Here is an 18,726-nt window from a genome sequence, read left to right on the forward strand (position 1 = left end):
GTGTCGCCGTCCGTCCACAGATCGGGCGGTGGATCGTCCGCCCGCGCGTCCGGCCCGCAGGGTCGCGGGCATGGACGTGGACCTCGTCGTCGGCCCCGCGGGCTGGGCCACCCGCGCGGAGCTGCTCCGGCACGTCAGCGCACGGACCCTCTCCACCTGGGTCACCCGCGGCCGGCTGGTCCGGCTCGCGCCCGGCGTGCTGGCCACCCCGGTGGCGGCGCAGCGGTGGCGGGTGCGGGTGGCCGCGGCGCTGGCCGGTCGCGGCGCCGTCGCCAGCCACGGGACGGCGCTGGCGCTGTGGCAGCTCCTCCCGCCGCCGCCCGGCCCGGTGCACGTGACGGTCGCGGACGGCCGCAGCGCGCGCGGGCCGGCCGGCGTGGTGGTGCACCGGAACGCGGCGGCGGTCGCCGACCGGCGCCGGGCGGGCGGCTTGCCGGTGACGTCGGTCGAGCGGGCCGTCGTCGACGCCTGGGGCGCCGGCCCGCCGACGCGCACCGACGTCCGCGCCGCCGCGATCACCGCCGTCCGGCAGCGGCTCTGTCGGCCCGCCGACCTGGCGTACGAGCTGGAGCGGAGCACCCGGCTGCGAGGGCGGGCCGAGCTCGCGGCGCTGGTCGGCCTGCTGGCAGACGGCTGCCGCAGCGAGCTGGAGATCTGGGGCTGCCTGCGGGTGCTGCGCGCGCCGGGCATGCCGCCGTTCACGCAGCAGCGCCGGCTCGCGGTGCGCGGCGAGACCTTCTTCCTGGACGCCGCCTACGACGACGTGCAGCTCGCGGTCGAGATGGACGGTGCCGCCTGGCACGGCTCGAGGGAGCAGCGCGAGTCCGACATCCGCCGCGACTCGCTCGTCGCGACCGCCGGCTGGCAGACCCTGCGGTACGGCTACCGCCGGCTCACGACAGCGCCCGACGAGTGCCGGCGCGACGTCCTCGCGGTGTACCGGGCCCGGCGGCGGCTGCTGGGTGGCGACAGCGTGCGCTGAGGTGCAGCGACCGGGTCTCGCAGTGCACCTCCGCGCACGCTGTCGCCCGCCGGCGGATCAGGTGCGGGGCTGGACCTCGCCCATCGGGCCGAAGCCGGGCACCGACGGTTCGTCGACGTAGATGATCTGCGGCTGCTCGGCCACGAGGTCCGACATCCAGTCGAAGGCGGCCTTCGCGTGCGGGGTGGCCACGTGCGAGGCGCCGGCGTCGGAGTCCCGGAAGCCCTCGATGCAGACGAAGGTGTTCGGGTCGAGCACGCTGCGCGACCACTCGAAGAACAGGCTGCCCTCCTCGGCGTTCACCGCCGCGGCGTACTCGTCGGCCTTGGCCCGGAACTCGTCGATCCTGTCCGGCCGGACGGGGAACTTGATGACGATCAGGATCACGGGACTCTCCTCGGGTCGGGGGTCACAGCGGGTCGAGACGGCGGCTCAGCAGGCAGAACGGGTTGCCCTCCGGGTCGGCGAGCACGTGCCAGGACTCCTCGCCGGTCTGGCCGACGTCGGCGCGCGTGGCCCCGAGGCCGAGCAGCCGCTGCAGCTCGGCGTCCTGGTCGCGGTCGGTGGCGTTGACGTCGAGGTGCAGGCGCGGCTTCGCGGGCTCCCAGTGCTCCACCGGGGTGAAGACCAGCGTGGGCGCCGGGCCACCGAAGCCGGCCTCCGGGCCGATCTCCACGGCGCCGTCCTCGTCGCGCCCGAGCACCCGGTAGCCGAGCACCTGCGCCCACCAGGCGGCGAGCGCCTCGGGGTCCCGGCTGTCGACGACGATCTCGCTCAGGCGGCAGGCCACACCGGTCACCGTAGGGCGGGCGGCGGGCCCGCGCGGGGTCAGTAGCCTCGACCTCGTGCGCATCGTCCGCTTCGCCTCGCCCTCGGGCATGTCCTTCGGAGTCCTCGACGGCGACGGCCAGGTCGCCCAGATCGAGGGCCACCCGTTCGGCACCATCTCCTTCACCGGCCAGCGCTTCGCCCAGGCCGACGTCCGGCTGCTCTCGCCGATCCTGCCGAGCAAGGTCGTCTGCGTCGGCAAGAACTACGCCGACCACGTCAAGGAGATGAACACCGGCGACGCCCCCGAGCGCCCGCTGCTGTTCCTCAAGCCCTCGACGTCGGTCATCGGCCCCGGCGACGCCATCCGCATCCCGGCCGGCAGCACCAACGTGCACCACGAGGTCGAGCTCGCCGTCGTCATCGGCGCCCGCGGCGCCCGCAACCTCACCCCGGAGCAGGTCCCGGGCAGCGTCTTCGGCTACACCATCGGCAACGACGTCACCGAGCGGGACATGCAGAAGGCCGACGGGCAGTGGACCCGCGCCAAGGGCTTCGACTCGTTCTGCCCCCTCGGTCCGTGGATCGAGACCGACCTGCGCGGCCTGGGCAAGGACCCGGCCGACCTGGAGATCACCTGCACCGTCGACGGCGAGCGGCGCCAGGCCGGGCGCACCAGCCAGCTGCTGTTCGACGTCCCCACGCTGGTCTCCTACATCTCGCAGGTCATGACGCTGCTGCCCGGCGACGTCGTGCTCACCGGCACCCCGGCGGGCGTCGGCCCGATCCGGCCCGGCCAGCGCGTCGAGTGCGCGATCGAGGGCCTGGGCTCGCTGACCAACGGCGTCAGCGGCGCCGACACCGCCTCCACGGCGGGCGGCGCGCGATGACGGGCGTCCGCACCCGCTTCTGCCCCTCGCCGACGGGCATGGTGCACGTCGGCCTGCTGCGCACCGCCCTGTTCAACTGGGCGCACGCGCGGCACACCGGCGGCGCGTTCGTCTTCCGCATCGAGGACACCGACGCCGCCCGCGACTCCGAGGAGTCCTACCGGCACCTGCTCGACAGCCTGCGCTGGCTCGGCCTGGACTGGGACGAGGGCCCCGAGGTCGGCGGCCCGCACGGCCCCTACCGGCAGTCCGAGCGCTCGGAGGTCTACCGGGAGGTCGCCGGGAAGCTGCTCGAGGCCGGGCACCTCTACGAGTCCTTCTCCACCAACGAGGAGGTCGAGGCGCGGCGCCTGGCCGCCGGGCAGGACCCCAAGCTCGGCTACGACAACGCCGACCGGTTCCTCACCGACGCGCAGAAGGCCGCCTTCCGCGCCGAGGGCCGCGAGCCGGTGCTGCGGCTGCGGATGCCCGACGAGGACCTCGCCTGGACCGACCTCGTGCGCGGCGAGGTGCGCTTCGCCGCCGGCTCGGTGCCCGACTTCGTCGTCGTCCGGGCCAACGGCGCGCCGCTGTACCCCTTCGTCAACCCCGTCGACGACGCCCTGATGGGCATCACCGACGTGCTCCGCGGCGAGGACCTGCTGCCCTCCACGCCCCGCCAGCTCGCGCTCTACGCCGCGCTGCAGGACGTCGGGGTCGCCGCCGGCACGCCGCGCTTCGGCCACCTGCCCTACGTCACCGGCGAGGGCAACAAGAAGCTGTCGAAGCGCGACCCCACGTCCAACGTCGACGCCTACCGCGAGCGCGGCTTCCTGCCCGAGGGCTTCGCCAACTACCTGGCGCTGCTGGGTTGGTCGATCGCCGAGGACCGCGACGTGTTCTCGATGGCCGAGATGGCCGCGGCCTTCGACGTCACGCGGGTGAGCGCCAACCCCGCGCGCTTCGACGTCAAGAAGGCGGAGGCGATCAACGCCCAGCACGTGCGGGCGCTGCCCGCCGACGACTACGTCGCCGCCGTGCTGCCGGTCCTCGCCGGCGCCGGGCTGGTCGCCGACCCGCCCACGGCCGAGCAGGAGCGGGTGCTGCGGGCCATCGCGCCGATGGCCCAGGAGCGCACGGTCGTGCTGTCCGACGTCGTCGGGCTGCTCGGCTTCCTGTTCACCGAGGACGTCGAGGTCGACCCCGCCGCCGCGGCGAAGAACCTGCGGCCCGAGGACGGCGAGGTGCTCGCCGCCGCGGCCGCCGCGCTGCGCGACCTGCCCGGGTGGAGCACGCCGGCGATCGAGCAGGCGCTCAAGGACGCCCTCGTCGAGGGGCTGGGCCGCAAGCCGCGCCAGGCGTTCGGGCCGGTGCGGGTGGCGCTCAGCGGCCGCACGGTGTCCCCGCCGCTGTACGAGTCGATCGAGCTGCTCGGCCGGGAGCGGACGGTGCGCCGCCTCGAGGCCGCCCGCGAGCTGACCGCGAGCTGATGACCGCCCCCGAGGGCCCGGCGCCCTGGGCCGCCGACGAGCCGTACACCGGCCCGCCGCCCACCGGGCCCTACGCGGCGCCGCCGCGGGTGCCCGGGCTCCTCGGCGCGGACGCCCCGCACTGGGCCGGCGCGCCCGCCGGCCCGGTGCCGTGGCCGCTCGGCCCGGTGCCCCTGCCCCCGGGCCCGCACGGGCCGGCCGGCCCGGGGCCGCTGCCGGTGCCGCACGGCGCGTACCCGCCCGGCGCGTTCGGGCCGGGGCCGCTGCCGCCGGGGCTCCGGCTGGCGCCGCCGCCGGGCACCCCGCCGCACGACGAGCCGGTGCCCTTCCTGCGGGCCATGCGCTCGCGGGACTGGGCGTGGTGGAGGCCGCTGCTCGGCCTGCTGCTGTTCGTCGTCGCCTACTCGGTGGCCGCGTTCGTCGTCGTGCTGCTGGTGCTGCTCACCGGTATCGAGCCCGACCTCGCGCTGCTCGACCTGGTCGACCCCGGCGTGCTGCTCGTGACCAACCTCTCGCTGATCGTCGCGATCCCGATCGTCTGGCTGCTGTGGGCCGTCGCGCACGGGATGCGCCCGGGCTGGTCGTCGTCGGTGCTGGCGCGGCTGCGCTGGCGGCTGTTCGCCCCGTACACGCTGCAGGCGCTGGCCACCCTCGGCGTCGGGATCGCCCTGTCGGTCGTGCTCGGCTTCGCGTTCGGCGACGCCGCGGCCACCGGGCCGGTCGACGACCTGCTCTGGCTGCTGCTCGTCGTGGTGCTCACCACGCCGCTGCAGTCGGCGGCCGAGGAGTACGTGTTCCGCGGCTACCTGAGCCAGGCGGTCGCCGGGTGGGTCCGCGACCCGCGGGCGGGGGCGCTGACGGCGGCGGTGCTCACCGCGGCGCTGTTCTCGCTGGCGCACGCGCCCGGCGACGTCGCCACCTTCCTCGACCGGTTCGCCTTCGGCCTGGCCGCCTCGGCGGTCGTCTGGCTGACCGGCGGGCTGGAGGCGGCGATCGTGCTGCACGCGGTCAACAACGTGCTGGTCTTCCTGCTGGCCGGCTCGCTCGGCGACGGCGTGGCCACCCAGGAGCTCCCCGCCGGCATCGGGCTGCTGTCGCTGGCGGTCTCGCTGGTGGCCATGGGCGCCTACGTGGCGCTGGTGGCGACCTCCCGCCGGCGGCTCCGCCCGGAGGTGCTCACCCCCGCCCTCGACCTGCGCGTCCCCGCCCGCGACCCGCGGGCCGGGGGGTGGTGACACGTCCCGCGGGGACGTCGGGTATCGTTCTCCCCGGCGCCGCGAGGTGCCGGCCAAGACCTTGGGGTATGGGGTAATTGGCAGCCCGACGGATTCTGGCTCCGTTAGTCTAGGTTCGAGTCCTGGTACCCCAGCGAGGAAGCACCACCTCCTCAGCACCACAGCACGACCAGCACCACCGCACGGCCCCGTCGTCTAGCGGCCCAGGACGCCGCCCTCTCACGGCGGTAGCGAGGGTTCGAATCCCTTCGGGGCTACGCACCGAGAGCCCCCGGTCCCCGGACCGGGGGCTCTCGCCGTTCCCGGGCCCCTGCCACGGGGCGGGCGCCGTGGTGTGGCAGAATCGTGCTCGTCCGGCCCCGTCGTCTAGCGGCCCAGGACGCCGCCCTCTCACGGCGGTAGCGAGGGTTCGAATCCCTTCGGGGCTACACCACAGCAGGGCCCCCGGCTCCCCGGCCGGGGGCCCTGCTGCGTTCCCGGACCCCCCGAGTGGCCCATGATCGCCAGCGGACGTAGCGTTCCCGGGGCCCCTCCTCGGGCCGGGAACGGAGGCGCGGCAACGGTGAACCGGACGACTCGCCGGCTGGCGGACGGCCGGGAGATCCTCTACTTCGACGCCGACGGCAGCACCGCCGCCCACGACGCCGAGGACACCCGGGACCTCCCGCCGGTCAGCACCCGGTCGCAGCTGCGCCACGACGCGCTGCTCGGCGAGTGGGTCGTCGTCGCGGCGCACCGGCAGACGCGCACCTTCCTGCCGCCGGCCGACCAGTGCCCGCTGTGCCCCTCGCGGCCCGGCCGACCCAGCGAGGTGCCCGACAGCGACTACCAGGTCGTCGTCTTCGAGAACCGCTTCCCGTCGCTGGCCACCGGGGTCGACACCGACGTGCCGCCCACCGCCCCCGGCGCCCCGTTCGCCGAGCTGCGCCCCGGCTTCGGGCGCTGCGAGGTCGTGCTGTTCACCAGCGACCACGACCAGCACTTCGCCGGCCTCGGCCGCGACCGCGCCCGGCTGGTGGTCGACGTCTGGGCCGAGCGGACGGCGGAGCTGTCGGCGATCGACGGCGTCGAGCAGGTGTTCTGCTTCGAGAACTCGGGCGAGGAGATCGGGGTGACGCTCTCGCACCCCCACGGGCAGATCTACGCCTACCCGTTCGTGACCCCGCGCGTGGAGCGGGTGCTCGCCTCGGTGCGCCGGCACCGCGAGACCACCGGCGGCGACCTGTTCGCCGAGGTCGTCGAGGCCGAGCGCACCGGCCCGCGCGTGGTGGCCGCCAACGACTCCTGGGTCGCGTTCGTGCCCGCCGCGGCGCGGTGGCCCTACGAGGTGCAGCTGTTCCCGACCCGCCGGGTGCCCGACCTGCCGGCCCTCGACGACGCCCAGCGCGACGACCTGGCCGCGATCTACCTCGACGTGCTCGGCCGGTTCGCGCACCGCTTCGACACCCCGATGCCCTACATCGCCTCCTGGAACCAGGCGCCGGTGCGGGAGGGCCGCGAGGACTGGTGGCTGCACCTGCAGCTGTTCTCGCTGCGCCGCGCGCCCGGCAAGCTCAAGTACCTGGCGGGCTCCGAGTCGGGCATGGGCGCGTTCATCACCGACACCAACCCCGAGGACGTCGCCGAGCAGCTGCGCGCGGTGGTCGTCCCGTGAGCGACGCACCGGCCGACGACGCGGCCGCGGCCGGCGCCGCCGCGGCGGCCTTCGCCGAGCGCTTCGGCGCCGCGCCCGAGGGCGTGTGGGCCGCGCCCGGCCGGGTGAACGTCATCGGCGAGCACACCGACTACAACGGCGGCTCGGTGCTCCCGGTCGCCCTGCCGCACACCGTCCGCGCCGCGGCCGCCCGCCGCGACGACGGCCGGCTGGTCCTCGTCTCCGCGCAGCACCCCGGCGAGGACGCCGACGTCGCGGTCGCCGACCTCACGCCCGGCACCCCCGGCGGCTGGGCCGGCTACCCGGCCGGGATCGTGGAGCAGGTGCGCGAGGCGGCCGCCGGCGGGCTGTCGCTGCTCGTCGACGGCGACGTGCCGGCCGGCGCGGGGCTGTCGTCGTCGGCGGCGCTGGAGTGCGCCGCGGCGCTCGCCGTGCGCGACCTGCTCGGCCTCGACTGGGGCCCCGACGACCTGGTCGATGTCGCCCGCCGGGCCGAGAACGACTTCGTCGGCGCCCCCACCGGCATCCTCGACCAGTCCGCCTCGGTGCTGTGCACCGCCGGGCACGCGCTGCACCTCGACACCCGTGACCGCTCCTGGGACCAGGTGCCGCTCGACCTCGAGGCCGCCGGGCTGGCGCTGCTCGTCGTCGACTCGGGCACCACGCACAGCCACGCCGAGAGCGGCTACGGCGAGCGCCGGCGGCAGTGCGAGGAGGCCGCGCGCCGCCTCGGCGTCGAGTACCTGTGCGACCTGCCGGGCACCGACGCGCTGGCCGCCCTCGACGACGGCACCGACGAGGGCGCGGTGCTGCTGCGCCGGGCGCGGCACGTGGTCACCGAGGACGCCCGCGTGGCCGAGGTGGTCGACCTGCTGCGCGCCGGCGCCGACCCGCGGGAGACCGGCCCGGTGCTCACCGCCGGGCACGCCTCGCTGCGCGACGACTTCGAGGTGTCGGTGCCCGAGCTCGACGCCGTCGTCGAGGCCGCGCTGGCCGCCGGCGCGTACGGCGCCCGGATGGTCGGCGGCGGCTTCGGCGGCAGCGCCGTCGCCCTGGTCGACGCCGGCGCCGTCGAGGCCGTGTCCGCCGCCGTCGCCGAGCGCGCCGGCGCCCCCCGTTCCTACGTCGTGGTCCCCGCAGCGGGGGCCCGGCGGCTGAGGTGACGCACAACCGAGTGGAGGCCTGAGTGGGCGATCTGAGACTGGACGCCGGGTTCGTCGACTACCTGCTGGTGGCCGCCTACTTCGCCGTCGTGCTGCTGATCGGACTCGCCGCGCGGCGGCGGGTGTCCGACAGCCTGGACTTCTTCCTGTCCGGCCGGTCGCTGCCCGCGTGGGTGACCGGCCTGGCGTTCATCTCCGCCAACCTGGGCGCCGTCGAGATCGTCGGCATGTCGGCCAACGGCGCCCAGTACGGCATGAGCACCATGCACTACTTCTGGATCGGCGCGGTCCCGGCCATGCTGTTCCTCGGCGTGGTGATGATGCCCTTCTACTACGGGTCGAAGGTCCGCAGCGTCCCCGAGTTCATGCGCCGCCGGTTCGGCACCGGCGCCCACCTGGTCAACGCGCTGAGCTTCGCCGTCGCCCAGATCCTCATCGCCGGCATCAACCTGTTCCTGCTGGCCACCATCGTCAACGCGCTGCTCGGCTGGCCGCTGTGGGTGTCGCTGATCGTGGCCGCGGCCGTGGTCCTCAGCTACATCACCCTCGGCGGGCTGTCGGCCGCGATCTACAACGAGGTCCTGCAGTTCTTCGTGATCGTCGCGGCGCTGCTGCCGCTGACCCTCATCGGCCTGCACCGCGTCGGCGGCGTCGGCGGGCTCATCGACGAGGTCCGCGGCGCCGGCCGCGGCGAGGAGCTCACCTCGTGGCCGGCCACCGAGCTGTCGGGCATCGGCAGCCCGGTGCTGTCGGTCATCGGCATCGTCTTCGGCCTGGGCTTCGTGCTGTCCTTCGGCTACTGGACGACGAACTTCGTCGAGGTCCAGCGGGCCATGGCGACCAAGTCGATGTCCGCCGCGCGCAGCACGCCGATCATCGGCGCCTTCCCGAAGATGTTCATCCCGTTCATCGTGGTGATCCCGGGCGTCATCGCGACGGTCCTGGTCGACGACGTCGCCGCCGCGCGGGCCAGCGCCGACCCCGACTTCGACTACAACAACGCGCTGCTCCTGCTGATCCGCGACACCCTGCCCAACGGCCTGCTCGGCGTCGCGCTCGCCGGCCTGCTCGCGGCGTTCATGGCCGGCATGGCGGCCAACATCTCCGCCTTCAACACCGTCTTCAGCTACGACCTGTGGCAGCAGTACGTGAAGAAGGACCGGCCCGACTCCTACTACCTGGCGGTGGGCCGCTGGGCGACCGTCGGCGCCACCGTGGTGGCGATCGGGACGGCGATCATCGCCTCGGGCTACAGCAACCTGATGGACTACCTGCAGACGCTGTTCGGCTTCTTCAACGCCCCGCTGTTCGCCACGTTCATCCTCGGCATGTTCTGGAAGCGGATGACGCCGACCGCGGGCTGGATGGGCCTGGTGTCGGGCACGCTGGCCGCGGTCGCGGTGGCGTTCCTCAGCGAGGACGCCTTCGGGGCGGCGTCGCTGGGCGTGCTGCCGCTGGGCGGCCAGGGCGCGAGCTTCGTCGCGGCGAGCGCGGCGTTCGTCGTCGACATCGTCGTGAGCATCGCGGTCAGCATGGTCACCGCCCCCAAGCCGGTCGCCCAGCTCGCCGGGCTCGTCTACTCGGAGACGCCCAAGGAGCAGCGCACCGACCCCGACGCCCACCGGCTGCCCTGGTACCAGTCGCCGACCAAGCTGGCCGGCATCGCGCTGGTCATGGTCATCGTCCTCAACGTGATCTTCCGCTGACAGGAGTGCGGTCATGAGCAGCAGCACCACCCGCGCCGGCGGGTCGAAGCACTCGGCGGGCGCGTTCGACGTCCGCAACGTCATCGCGGCGCTGATCGGGTTCTACGGCGTCGTGCTGGTCCTCATGGGGCTGTTCGGCAACACCCCGGCCGAGCAGGAGAAGACCGGCGACACCAACGCCAACCTCTGGGCCGGCATCGCGATGCTGGTGTTCGCCCTGGTCTTCCTGCTGTGGTCGCGGCTGCGGCCGGTCGTCGTCGAGGAGCCGGCCGGCCGGCAGGACCCCGAGGACGACGGCAGCGGCCGGACCGCGGCGCACTAGCCGGGTCCGGCCCGCCGGTCAGCTCGCGGCGCGGGCGATGGCGGCGGCCGTCTCCAGGACCGCGCCGACCACCTCGGGGCTCGGCCGGCGGCCGAGCCGCTCGACCGGCCCGGAGATCGAGACCGCGCCCAGGACGGCGCCCGCGGGGTCGCGCACCGGCGCGGACAGGGAGGCGACGCCGGCCTCGCGCTCGGCCACGCTGTGCGCCCACCCGCGCCGGCGGACGTCGAGCAGCGTGCGGGCGGTGAAGCTCGCGCTCGGCAGCAGCGGGGTGACCTCCTCGGCGGGCGCGAACGCGAGCAGCGCGTGCGCCGCCGAGCCCGCCGTCATGGGCAGCCGGGCGCCCACCGGGACGGTGTCGCGCAGGCCCGAGGTGCGCTCGGCGGCGGCGACGCAGACGCGCGAGCCGCCCTCGCGGACGTAGAACTGCGCGCTCTCGCCGCTCGCGTCGCGCAGGGCGACGAGGTGCCGGCCGGCCACCTGGGCGAGGTCGACGCTGCCGTGGCTGAGCTCGGCCAGCGCCGGGCCGGGCGCCCAGGCGCCCGCCGGCGTGCGGCGCAGCAGGCGGTGGCCCTCCAGGGCGACGGCCAGCCGGTGCGCGGTGGCGCGGGGGAGCGCGGCGCGCTCCACGAGGTCGGCGAGGGTGGCCGGCTCGTGCGCCACGGCGCGGAGGATGGCCACTGCTTTGTCCAGCACGGCGACGGGGTTAGGCTGTCCCACACAGCGATACTCTCATCCCACGCAATGGGATGCGCGCTCGGTGGGACCTGGAGGGAACGTGCCGAAGACCCTGGCGGAGAAGGTCTACGACGCCCACGTGGTGCGCAGCACCGCGGGCGAGCCGGACCTGCTCTACATCGACCTGCACCTCGTGCACGAGGTCACCAGCCCCCAGGCGTTCGACGGCCTGCGCGCGGCCGGCCGCCCGGTGCGCCGGCCCGACCTCACCATGGCCACCGAGGACCACAACGTCCCGACGCTCGACGTCCTCGCCCCGATCGCCGACCCGGTGAGCCGGGCGCAGGTCGAGGCGCTGCGCCGCAACGCCGCCGAGTTCGGCATCCGGCTGGCCCCGATGGGCGACCGCGACCAGGGCATCGTGCACGTCATCGGCCCGCAGCTGGGTCTCACCCAGCCCGGCCTGACGATCGTCTGCGGCGACAGCCACACCTCCACCCACGGCGCCTTCGGCGCGCTGGCCTTCGGCATCGGCACCAGCGAGGTCGAGCACGTGCTGGCCACCCAGACGCTGCCGCAGTACCGGCCGAAGCAGATGGCGGTCACCGTCGAGGGCGAGCTGCCCGAGGGCGTCTCGGCGAAGGACGTGATCCTCGCCGTCATCGCGCGGATCGGCACCAACGGCGCCGCCGGGCACGTCATCGAGTACCGCGGCAGCGCCATCCGGGCGCTGTCGATGGAGGCCCGCATGACGATCTGCAACATGTCGATCGAGGCCGGCGCCCGCGCCGGGATGATCGCCCCCGACGAGACGACCTTCGCCTACCTGCAGGGCCGCCCGCACGCCCCGCAGGGCGCCGACTGGGACGCCGCCGTCGGGTACTGGCGGACGCTGCACACCGACGAGGGCGCCGCCTTCGACACCGAGGTCGTCCTCGACGCCGCCGAGCTCGCGCCGTTCGTCACCTGGGGCACCAACCCCGGCCAGGGCCTGCCGATCACCGGGCGGGTGCCCGACCCGGCCGACCTCGCCGACGACAACGAGCGGCGCGCCGCCGAGCAGGCGCTGGCCTACATGGGCCTGACCCCGGGCACGCCGCTGCGCGAGATCGAGGTGGACACCGTCTTCCTCGGCTCGTGCACCAACGGCCGCATCGAGGACCTGCGCACCGCCGCCGAGCTGCTGCGCGGCAAGCGGATCGACGCGAACACCCGGATGCTCGTCGTCCCCGGGTCGATCGGCGTCAAGCAGCAGGCCGAGGCCGAGGGCCTGGACCGGGTGTTCACCGAGGCCGGCGCCGAGTGGCGGGGCGCCGGGTGCTCGATGTGCCTGGGCATGAACCCCGACCAGCTGAAGCCGGGGGAGCGGTCGGCGTCGACCAGCAACCGCAACTTCCAGGGCCGGCAGGGCAAGGGCGGGCGCACCCACCTGGTGTCGCCGTCCGTGGCCGCCGCGACCGCGCTCACCGGGCGGCTGACCGCCCCCGCCGACCTCGAGATGGCTGGAGTCTGAGTCCGATGCAGCCCTTCACCACGCACACCGGCACGGCGGCCCCGCTGCGGCGCAGCGCCGTCGACACCGACCAGATCATCCCGGCCGAGTACCTCAAGCGGATCACCCGCACCGGCTTCGAGGACGGCCTGTTCGTCGCCTGGCGCACCAACGAGCCCGACTTCGTGCTCAACCAGCCGCAGTACGCCGACGCGACGGTCCTGGTCGCCGGCCCGGACTTCGGCACCGGCTCCTCCCGCGAGCACGCCTGCTGGGCGCTGCTCGACGGCGGCTTCCGCGTGGTCATCAGCTCGCGGTTCGCCGACATCTTCAAGAACAACTCGACCAAGTCGGGGCTGCTCACCGTCGTCCTGCCGCAGGCCGACGTCGAGGCGCTGTGGCAGGCCGTCGAGGCCGACCCGGCCACCCCGGTGACGGTCGACCTGGGGGCGCGGACGGTCTCCTACGGCGACACCACCGTGCCGTTCGAGGTCGACGAGTACACCCGCTGGCGGCTGCTGGAGGGCCTCGACGACGTCGGGCTCACCGAGCGGCACCTCGGCGACATCGAGGCCTTCGAGGACCGCCGCCCCGCGTGGCTGCCGAAGGCGCTCCCGGCGCTCCCGGCCGGGTGACGTCCCCGGCGCCGGCGCCCCCTCAGCGGGGGGCGTCGGCGTCCGGGTCGAACTCGCGGTAGTAGTCGGCGAGCAGCGCGCCCGGGCGCCCGCCGAGCGCCCACACGCTGCCCTTGGCCGCGGGCGGGTGCAGGCGGGTGCCCTCGAAGCGCACCCCGAGGCTCATGAGCACCGACGGGATCGCCCCGCCCTGGCTGCACACCACCCGCACCCCGGGCTCGGGCGACGGCGCGAGCATCGCCTCGACGGCGTCGAGCCCGGCCCGCGGGTCGGCGGCGTACTCCTCCTCGCCGAGGGCGTGCAGCGTGTGCAGCTCCAGCCCGGTCGCGGCGGCCAGCGGCTCCAGCGTCTGCCGGCAGCGCACCCGGTCGGCGGTGTGCAGCTCCCGCGGCCCGAACAGCGGCAGCACCGCGGCGAGCTGCGCGGCCTGCCGGCGGCCCTGGCTCTCCAGCGGCCGCTCCTCGTCGGGGCCGTCCCAGTCGCGGCGGCTGCCGGCCTTGGCGTGGCGCACCAGCAGCAGCGACGGCGCCCGCGGGACGTCCTCGCGCGCGAGGTCCGCCAGCACGGCGCGGTCGTGCGCGTGGGTGACCAGCCGGGAGGCGTCGTCGACCGGCAGCCAGCGCAGCTCGTCGACCTCGTCGTTGGGCGTGAACTCCTCCCCGCCCACGGCCCGCATGAGCCAGTAGTCGACGTGCTTGGGGCCGGCGGCGACCTCGTAGTGCGTGCGCACGCTGCGCCGCCCGGCCACCACCTGCAGCCCGGTCTCCTCGCAGACCTCCCGGACGGCGGCGGTCAGCGCGTTCTCGCCGGCGTCGAGCTTGCCCTTGGGCAGCGACCAGTCGTCGTAGCGCGGCCGGTGGACGACGACGGTCTCGATGCCGCCGCCGTCGGCCGGGCGCCAGACCACGCCGCCGGCCGCCGCGACGACCGCGCGGGTGCGCTCAGCCGGCATGCTCGGTCACCGCCCGCATGAGGCCGGCCTGGTAGTCGCGCTCGCCGCCGCGGACCCACGCGCCGTCGGGGCCGAGCTCCCAGCAGCGCACGCCCGGCGCCATCGCGGCGTCGAACATGCCCTGCAGCTGCCGCTGCGCGGTGTCGTCGCAGACCCGCAGGAGCACCTCCACGCGCCGGTCGAGGTTGCGGTGCATGAGGTCGGAGCTGCCGATCCACCACTCCTCGTCGCCGCCGTTGACGAACGCCATGACGCGCGAGTGCTCGAGGAAGCGGCCCACGATCGAGCGGGCGCGGACGTTCTCCGACAGCCCGGGCACGCCGGGGCGCAGCGCGCAGATGCCGCGGATGAACAGCTCGACCGGCACCCCGGCCCGCGACGCCTCGTACAGCGCGTCGATGAGCCGCTCGTCGACCAGGGAGTTCACCTTGATCCGGATGCCCGAGGGCCGCCCCTCCGCGGCGTGCCGGGCCTCGCGGCGGATCTTCTCCAGCAGCCCGGCGCGGATGCCCTGCGGCGCCACCATGAGCTGCCGGTAGGACGTCTGCCGCGAGTAGCCGGTCAGCACGTTGAACAGGTCGGTGAGGTCGGCGCCCACCCGCGGGTCGGCGGTGAGGATGCCGAGGTCCTCGTACAGCCGCGCCGTCTTCGGGTTGTAGTTGCCCGTCCCGATGTGCGCGTAGCGGCGGATGACGCCGTTCTCCCGGCGCACCACCAGCGCCGTCTTGCAGTGCGTCTTGAGCCCCACGAGGCCGTAGACGACGTGGCAGCCGGCGCGCTCCAGGGACCGGGCCCACGTGATGTTGGCCTCCTCGTCGAAGCGCGCCTTGACCTCGACGAGGACGACGACCTGCTTGCCCGCCTCGGCCGCCTCGATGAGCGCGGTGACGATCGGGGAGTCGCCCGACGTGCGGTACAGCGTCTGCTTGATCGCCAGCACGTGCGGGTCGGCCGCGGCCTGCTCGATGAAGCGCTGCACGCTCGTGGCGAACGAGTGGTACGGGTGGTGGACCAGCACGTCGCCCTCGCGCAGCGTGGCGAACACGCTCATGGGCGTCTCGCCCTCGGACAGCCGCGGGTGGGTGGCCGGCACGAACGGCTCGTCCTTGAGCTCCGGGCGGTCGATGTCGTACAGCGCCCACAGGGAGGCGAGGTCGAGCAGCCCGGGCACGGTGACCACGTCCTGGGGGTCGACCTCGAGCTCGGAGACGAGGACCGACAGGATCTGCGGGTCCATCGTGCTGTGGACCTCGAGCCGGACCGCGGGGCCGAACCGGCGGCGGGCGAGCTCGCGCTCGAGGGCCTGCAGCAGGTCCTCGTCGCGGTCCTCCTCCACCTCGAGGTCGGCGTTGCGGGTGACCCGGAACAGGTGGTGGTCGATCACCTCGAGGCCGGGGAACAGCAGCGCCAGGTGGGCGGCGATGAGGTCCTCGAGCGGCAGGAACGTCGCCTCGTCGTCCGATCCCACCGGCACGAAGCGCGGCACGTTGTTCGGCACCTTGAGCCGGGCGAACCGTGGCGCACCGGTCTCGGGGTCGCGCACCGAGACGGCGAGGTTGAGCGACAGGCCGCTGATGTAGGGGAACGGGTGCGCCGGGTCGACCGCCAGCGGGGTGAGCACGGGGAACACCTGGTCGCGGAAGTACTCGCGCAGCCGCCGGCTCTCGGACTCGGCCAGGTCCTCCCAGTGCACGATCCGGATGCCCTCGGCCTCCAGCCGCGGCGTCACGTCCTGCTCGAAGACGACGGCGTGCCGGTGCACCAGCTCCTGCGTCCGCGCCGTGACCCGGGCCAGCTGCTCGCGGATGGTCAGCCCGTCGGGGGAGCGGACGGTCAGGCCGGTGCTCAGCCGGCGCTTCAGCCCGGCGATGCGCACCATGTAGAACTCGTCGAGGTTGCCGGCGAAGATCGCCAGGAACTTGACCCGCTCGAGCAGCGGCATCGACTCGTCCTCGGCCAGCTCGAGCACCCGCGCGTTGAAGTCCAGCCAGGACAGCTCCCGGTTGAGGAAGCGGTCGGCGGGCAGGGCGGTCGACCCGTCGGCGGGGGCGGGGGTCTCCGGCCCGGTCACCACGGGTGTCGTCTCGGCAGCCACCCGGTCATCGTGCCCCACGCAGGTGAACGGCGAGGGACCGCGCCCGGGGGCCTCAGGCCGCCGGCCGCGGCAGCCGGGGCAGCAGCGCCGCGGTGGCCGGCCCGAGCCCGAGGCCGGTGGCCTCGCGCAGGTCGGCGGGGGTGTCGACGTCGCGGCGCAGCCCCGGCCAGTCGCCGGTCAGCGCCAGCGCACCCGCGGCGGTGTGGGCGGCGGCCGAGCCGCTGCCGAAGTGCGGGTCCAGCGGCACGCCCGAGGCGGTGAGCAGCGTGGTGCCGGTGCCCGCGGCGTCGGCGACGAACCCGCGGGGGACCGCCGCGGCGGCGTCGAGCGCGGCGGCGAGCTCGGCCGGCCGCAGCGCCGGCAGGTCCGACGACAGCGCGGCCACCGCCGCCGCCCCGGTCGCCCGGGCGCCGTGCGCCAGCGCCGGGTTGAGCCCGCGGTCGGGCTCGTCGGCCACGGTGCGGGCGCCGAGGGCGCGCACGGTGGCCGCGGCCCGCTCGTCGTCGGTGACCACCACGACGGCGGCCACCGCGGGGCAGGCGCGCGCGGCGGCGACGGTGTCGGCCAGCAGCGCCAGCACCAGGCTCGCGTGCAGGTCGGGCCGGTCGCCGCGGCCGCCGCCGGTCAGCGGCGCCAGGCGGGTCTTGGCCGCGCCGAGCCGCTTCGCCGGGACGACCAGGGACCACCGCACACCGCCCATGTGAGCACACGCGGGCGCCGGGCCGTCGCCGCGAGGGGACCCGCGAGGGGACCCCGGTGCGACCACCGGCCCCCGGGAGGGTCGATCATGTGCCGGTCGTCACGACCAGCGGAGGGATGCCGGTGACCGAGGACCCGACCCCGGGGACCCCCGCGGTCCCGGGGCAGACACGGCCCCGCGCCCTGCACGAACGCGGGCGGCTGCCGTGGTCGCTGCGCCTGGCCGTCGTCGTCATCTACCCGGTGGCCTCGCTGCTGTTCCGGCTGCGCTACCGGCACGGAGACCGGCTGCCGCGCACCGGGCCGGTGCTGCTCGTGGCCAACCACGTCTCCGTGCTCGACCCGCTGGCCTGCGCGCGGCTGGTCTACGACAACGGGCGGGTGCCGCACTTCCTGGCCAAGGAGGCGGTGTTCAAGGGCCTGGCCGGCGCGATCCTGCGCGACGCGGGGCAGATCCCGGTGGCCCGCGGGTCGTCGGAGGCCCGGGGCGCGCTGGCCGCCGCGGCCGCCGACCTCGAGGCCGGCAACGTCGTCGTCATCTACCCCGAGGGGTCGGTCACCCGCGACGAGGACTGGTGGCCGATGCAGGCCCGCACCGGCGTCGCCCGGCTGGCGCTGACCACCGACGCCGTCGTGCTGCCGGTGGCGCAGTGGGGCCCGCAGCGGGTGCACGACTACCACAGCAAGAAGCTGCACCTGCGGCTGCGGACGCCCACGGACTACGCGGTCGGCGAGCCGGTCGACCTCACCGCGCTGCGCGAGGAGGTCCGCGCCGGACGCCCGCTGACGCCCGACCTGCTGCGCGAGGTCACCGACACCATCATGGGCCGGGTGCGTGACCTCCTGGCCGACGTCCGCGGCGAGACGGCGCCGCCCGGTTTCGCCGCCCGGCCGCGGCGTGCGCTGCCCGGCGACCTGCCGGGGAGCGCCGCGTGAGCGGCACGCGCGCCGCCGTCCTCGGGGCCGGGTCCTGGGGGACGACGTTCGCCAAGGTGCTCGCCGACGCCGGGTGCGCGGTGACCCTGCACGCCCGCCGGCCCGAGCTGGCCGCGGCGATCACCGAGACCGGGGAGAACCCCGACTACCTGCCCGGCGTGCGGCTGCCCGGCGCGCTCAGCGCCACGACCGACGCGGGGGTCGCCCTCGACGGCGCCGACGTCGTCGTGCTGGCCGTCCCGTCGCAGTCGCTGCGGGCCAACCTCGGCGAGTGGGCGCCGCTGCTGCCGCCCGACGCCACGCTGCTGTCGCTGATGAAGGGCATCGAGCTCGGCAGCACCAAGCGGATGAGCGAGGTGATCGGCGAGGTCACCGGCGCCGGCCCGGAGCGGGTGGCGGCGCTGTCGGGGCCGAACCTGGCGCGCGAGATCGCCGAGGAGCAGCCTGCGGCCACGGTCATCGCCTGCCCCGACGACGACCGCGCGACGGCGCTGCAGGCCGCCTGCCACACGCCGTACTTCCGGCCCTACACCAACCGCGACCTCGTCGGCTGCGAGCTCGGCGGCGCGGTGAAGAACGTCATCGCGCTGGCCTGCGGCATCACCGAGGGGATGGGCTTCGGCGACAACACCCGGGCCTCGCTGATCACCCGCGGGCTGGCCGAGACCGCCCGGCTGGGCCTCGCGCTCGGCGCGGAGCTGACGACGTTCGCGGGCCTGGCCGGCCTCGGCGACCTGGTGGCCACCTGCAGCTCGCCGCTGTCGCGCAACCGCACGTTCGGCGAGAAGCTCGGCCGCGGCCTGTCGCTGGAGGAGGTGCAGGCCACCACCCGGCAGACCGCCGAGGGCGTGAAGAGCTGCCGGCCGGTGCTCGACCTCGCCCGCGCGCACGGGGTGGAGATGCCGTTGACGGAGGCGGTCGTGCGGGTCTGCCACGAGGGCGTCCCGGCGGCGCAGATGGTGAAGGAGATCATGAGTCGCGAGGCGAAGCCGGAGTGAGCGACCGCACCACCGGCCGAGCCCGAGTGAGCGACGGCACCACGGGCGGAGC

General features: G+C 75.1%; 18 protein-coding genes and 3 tRNA genes. 15 read left to right on the forward strand and 6 right to left on the reverse strand.

The window, feature by feature from the left end; genetic code table 11:
* Positions 1-70: 70 nt before the first annotated feature.
* Complete coding sequence (locus BUE37_RS18490; RefSeq protein ID WP_073421771.1) at positions 71-982, forward strand: DUF559 domain-containing protein; 912 nt, start codon at positions 71-73, stop codon at positions 980-982.
* 57 nt (positions 983-1,039) lie between these two features.
* Here the strand turns inward: BUE37_RS18490 and BUE37_RS18495 are convergent, their stop codons facing one another.
* A complete protein-coding gene (locus tag BUE37_RS18495; protein ID WP_073421772.1) occupies positions 1,040-1,369 on the reverse strand; it encodes a putative quinol monooxygenase in 330 nt (109 codons plus the stop codon).
* Positions 1,370-1,391: 22 nt separating this feature from the next.
* On the reverse strand, positions 1,392-1,772 hold the full coding sequence (locus BUE37_RS18500; RefSeq protein WP_073421773.1) for a VOC family protein: 381 nt from the start codon (positions 1,770-1,772) through the stop codon (positions 1,392-1,394).
* A 55-nt stretch (positions 1,773-1,827) separates the two neighbouring features.
* Here BUE37_RS18500 and BUE37_RS18505 point away from each other — a divergent pair, with 55 nt between their 5' ends.
* The 10 genes from BUE37_RS18505 to BUE37_RS18550 all read left to right on the forward strand — a co-directional run bounded on the left by BUE37_RS18505 (position 1,828) and on the right by BUE37_RS18550 (position 10,189).
* Positions 1,828-2,640, forward strand: coding sequence for a fumarylacetoacetate hydrolase family protein (locus tag BUE37_RS18505; protein ID WP_073421774.1), 813 nt, complete (start codon positions 1,828-1,830; stop codon positions 2,638-2,640).
* The gene (gltX, locus tag BUE37_RS18510) at positions 2,637-4,109 is read left to right on the forward strand and encodes a glutamate--tRNA ligase (protein WP_073421775.1); all 1,473 of its coding nucleotides are present in this window, start codon (positions 2,637-2,639) and stop codon (positions 4,107-4,109) included. Before BUE37_RS18505 ends, gltX begins: the two co-directional genes overlap by 4 nt.
* Positions 4,109-5,344: a CPBP family intramembrane glutamic endopeptidase gene (locus BUE37_RS18515; protein WP_073421776.1), complete on the forward strand. Its 1,236-nt coding sequence runs from the start codon at positions 4,109-4,111 to the stop codon at positions 5,342-5,344. The genes gltX and BUE37_RS18515 overlap by 1 nt, the downstream gene beginning before the upstream one ends.
* Before the next feature lie 62 nt (positions 5,345-5,406).
* Positions 5,407-5,478 (forward strand) — tRNA-Gln (locus BUE37_RS18520).
* 50 nt (positions 5,479-5,528) lie between these two features.
* A tRNA-Glu gene (locus tag BUE37_RS18525) sits at positions 5,529-5,601 on the forward strand.
* Between the two features lie 98 nt (positions 5,602-5,699).
* Positions 5,700-5,772 (forward strand) — tRNA-Glu (locus BUE37_RS18530).
* Positions 5,773-5,906: 134 nt separating this feature from the next.
* Positions 5,907-6,998 (forward strand): galactose-1-phosphate uridylyltransferase, encoded by a 1,092-nt coding sequence (gene galT / locus BUE37_RS18535; RefSeq protein WP_139253037.1) that lies wholly within the window; start codon positions 5,907-5,909, stop codon positions 6,996-6,998.
* Entirely contained in the window at positions 6,995-8,161 is a 1,167-nt protein-coding gene (gene galK, locus BUE37_RS18540; RefSeq protein WP_073421777.1) for a galactokinase, read from the forward strand. Before galT ends, galK begins: the two co-directional genes overlap by 4 nt.
* A 23-nt stretch (positions 8,162-8,184) precedes the next feature.
* Positions 8,185-9,867, forward strand: a complete 1,683-nt coding sequence (locus BUE37_RS18545; RefSeq protein WP_073421778.1) for a sodium:solute symporter family protein — start codon at positions 8,185-8,187, stop codon at positions 9,865-9,867.
* Between the two features lie 13 nt (positions 9,868-9,880).
* Positions 9,881-10,189 (forward strand): hypothetical protein, encoded by a 309-nt coding sequence (locus BUE37_RS18550; protein WP_073421779.1) that lies wholly within the window; start codon positions 9,881-9,883, stop codon positions 10,187-10,189.
* Between the two features lie 18 nt (positions 10,190-10,207).
* Here the strand turns inward: BUE37_RS18550 and BUE37_RS18555 are convergent, their stop codons facing one another.
* On the reverse strand, positions 10,208-10,885 hold the full coding sequence (locus tag BUE37_RS18555) for an IclR family transcriptional regulator (RefSeq protein ID WP_245794723.1): 678 nt from the start codon (positions 10,883-10,885) through the stop codon (positions 10,208-10,210).
* Positions 10,886-10,967: 82 nt separating this feature from the next.
* Here BUE37_RS18555 and leuC point away from each other — a divergent pair, with 82 nt between their 5' ends.
* Complete coding sequence (gene leuC, locus BUE37_RS18560) at positions 10,968-12,380, forward strand: 3-isopropylmalate dehydratase large subunit (protein WP_073421781.1); 1,413 nt, start codon at positions 10,968-10,970, stop codon at positions 12,378-12,380.
* A gap of 5 nt (positions 12,381-12,385) precedes the next feature.
* Positions 12,386-12,994: a 3-isopropylmalate dehydratase small subunit gene (leuD, locus tag BUE37_RS18565; protein ID WP_073421782.1), complete on the forward strand. Its 609-nt coding sequence runs from the start codon at positions 12,386-12,388 to the stop codon at positions 12,992-12,994.
* A gap of 22 nt (positions 12,995-13,016) precedes the next feature.
* Here leuD and BUE37_RS18570 read toward each other — a convergent pair whose 3' ends face one another.
* The 3 genes from BUE37_RS18570 to cofC are packed head-to-tail and all read right to left on the reverse strand — an operon-like array spanning position 13,017 to position 16,732.
* Entirely contained in the window at positions 13,017-13,946 is a 930-nt protein-coding gene (locus BUE37_RS18570; RefSeq protein ID WP_073421783.1) for an NUDIX hydrolase, read from the reverse strand.
* Complete coding sequence (locus tag BUE37_RS18575; protein ID WP_245794724.1) at positions 13,936-16,041, reverse strand: RNA degradosome polyphosphate kinase; 2,106 nt, start codon at positions 16,039-16,041, stop codon at positions 13,936-13,938. The genes BUE37_RS18570 and BUE37_RS18575 overlap by 11 nt, the downstream gene beginning before the upstream one ends.
* A 52-nt stretch (positions 16,042-16,093) precedes the next feature.
* Entirely contained in the window at positions 16,094-16,732 is a 639-nt protein-coding gene (gene cofC / locus BUE37_RS18580) for a 2-phospho-L-lactate guanylyltransferase (protein WP_425432425.1), read from the reverse strand.
* 125 nt (positions 16,733-16,857) lie between these two features.
* Here cofC and BUE37_RS18585 point away from each other — a divergent pair, with 125 nt between their 5' ends.
* Entirely contained in the window at positions 16,858-17,676 is an 819-nt protein-coding gene (locus BUE37_RS18585) for a lysophospholipid acyltransferase family protein (protein WP_083628916.1), read from the forward strand.
* Positions 17,673-18,674: an NAD(P)H-dependent glycerol-3-phosphate dehydrogenase gene (locus BUE37_RS18590; protein ID WP_073421785.1), complete on the forward strand. Its 1,002-nt coding sequence runs from the start codon at positions 17,673-17,675 to the stop codon at positions 18,672-18,674. Before BUE37_RS18585 ends, BUE37_RS18590 begins: the two co-directional genes overlap by 4 nt.
* The last annotated feature ends 52 nt before the right edge of the window (positions 18,675-18,726 follow it).

The sequence above is a fragment of the Geodermatophilus nigrescens genome, assembly GCF_900129495.1.
Classification (GTDB): domain Bacteria; phylum Actinomycetota; class Actinomycetes; order Mycobacteriales; family Geodermatophilaceae; genus Geodermatophilus; species Geodermatophilus nigrescens.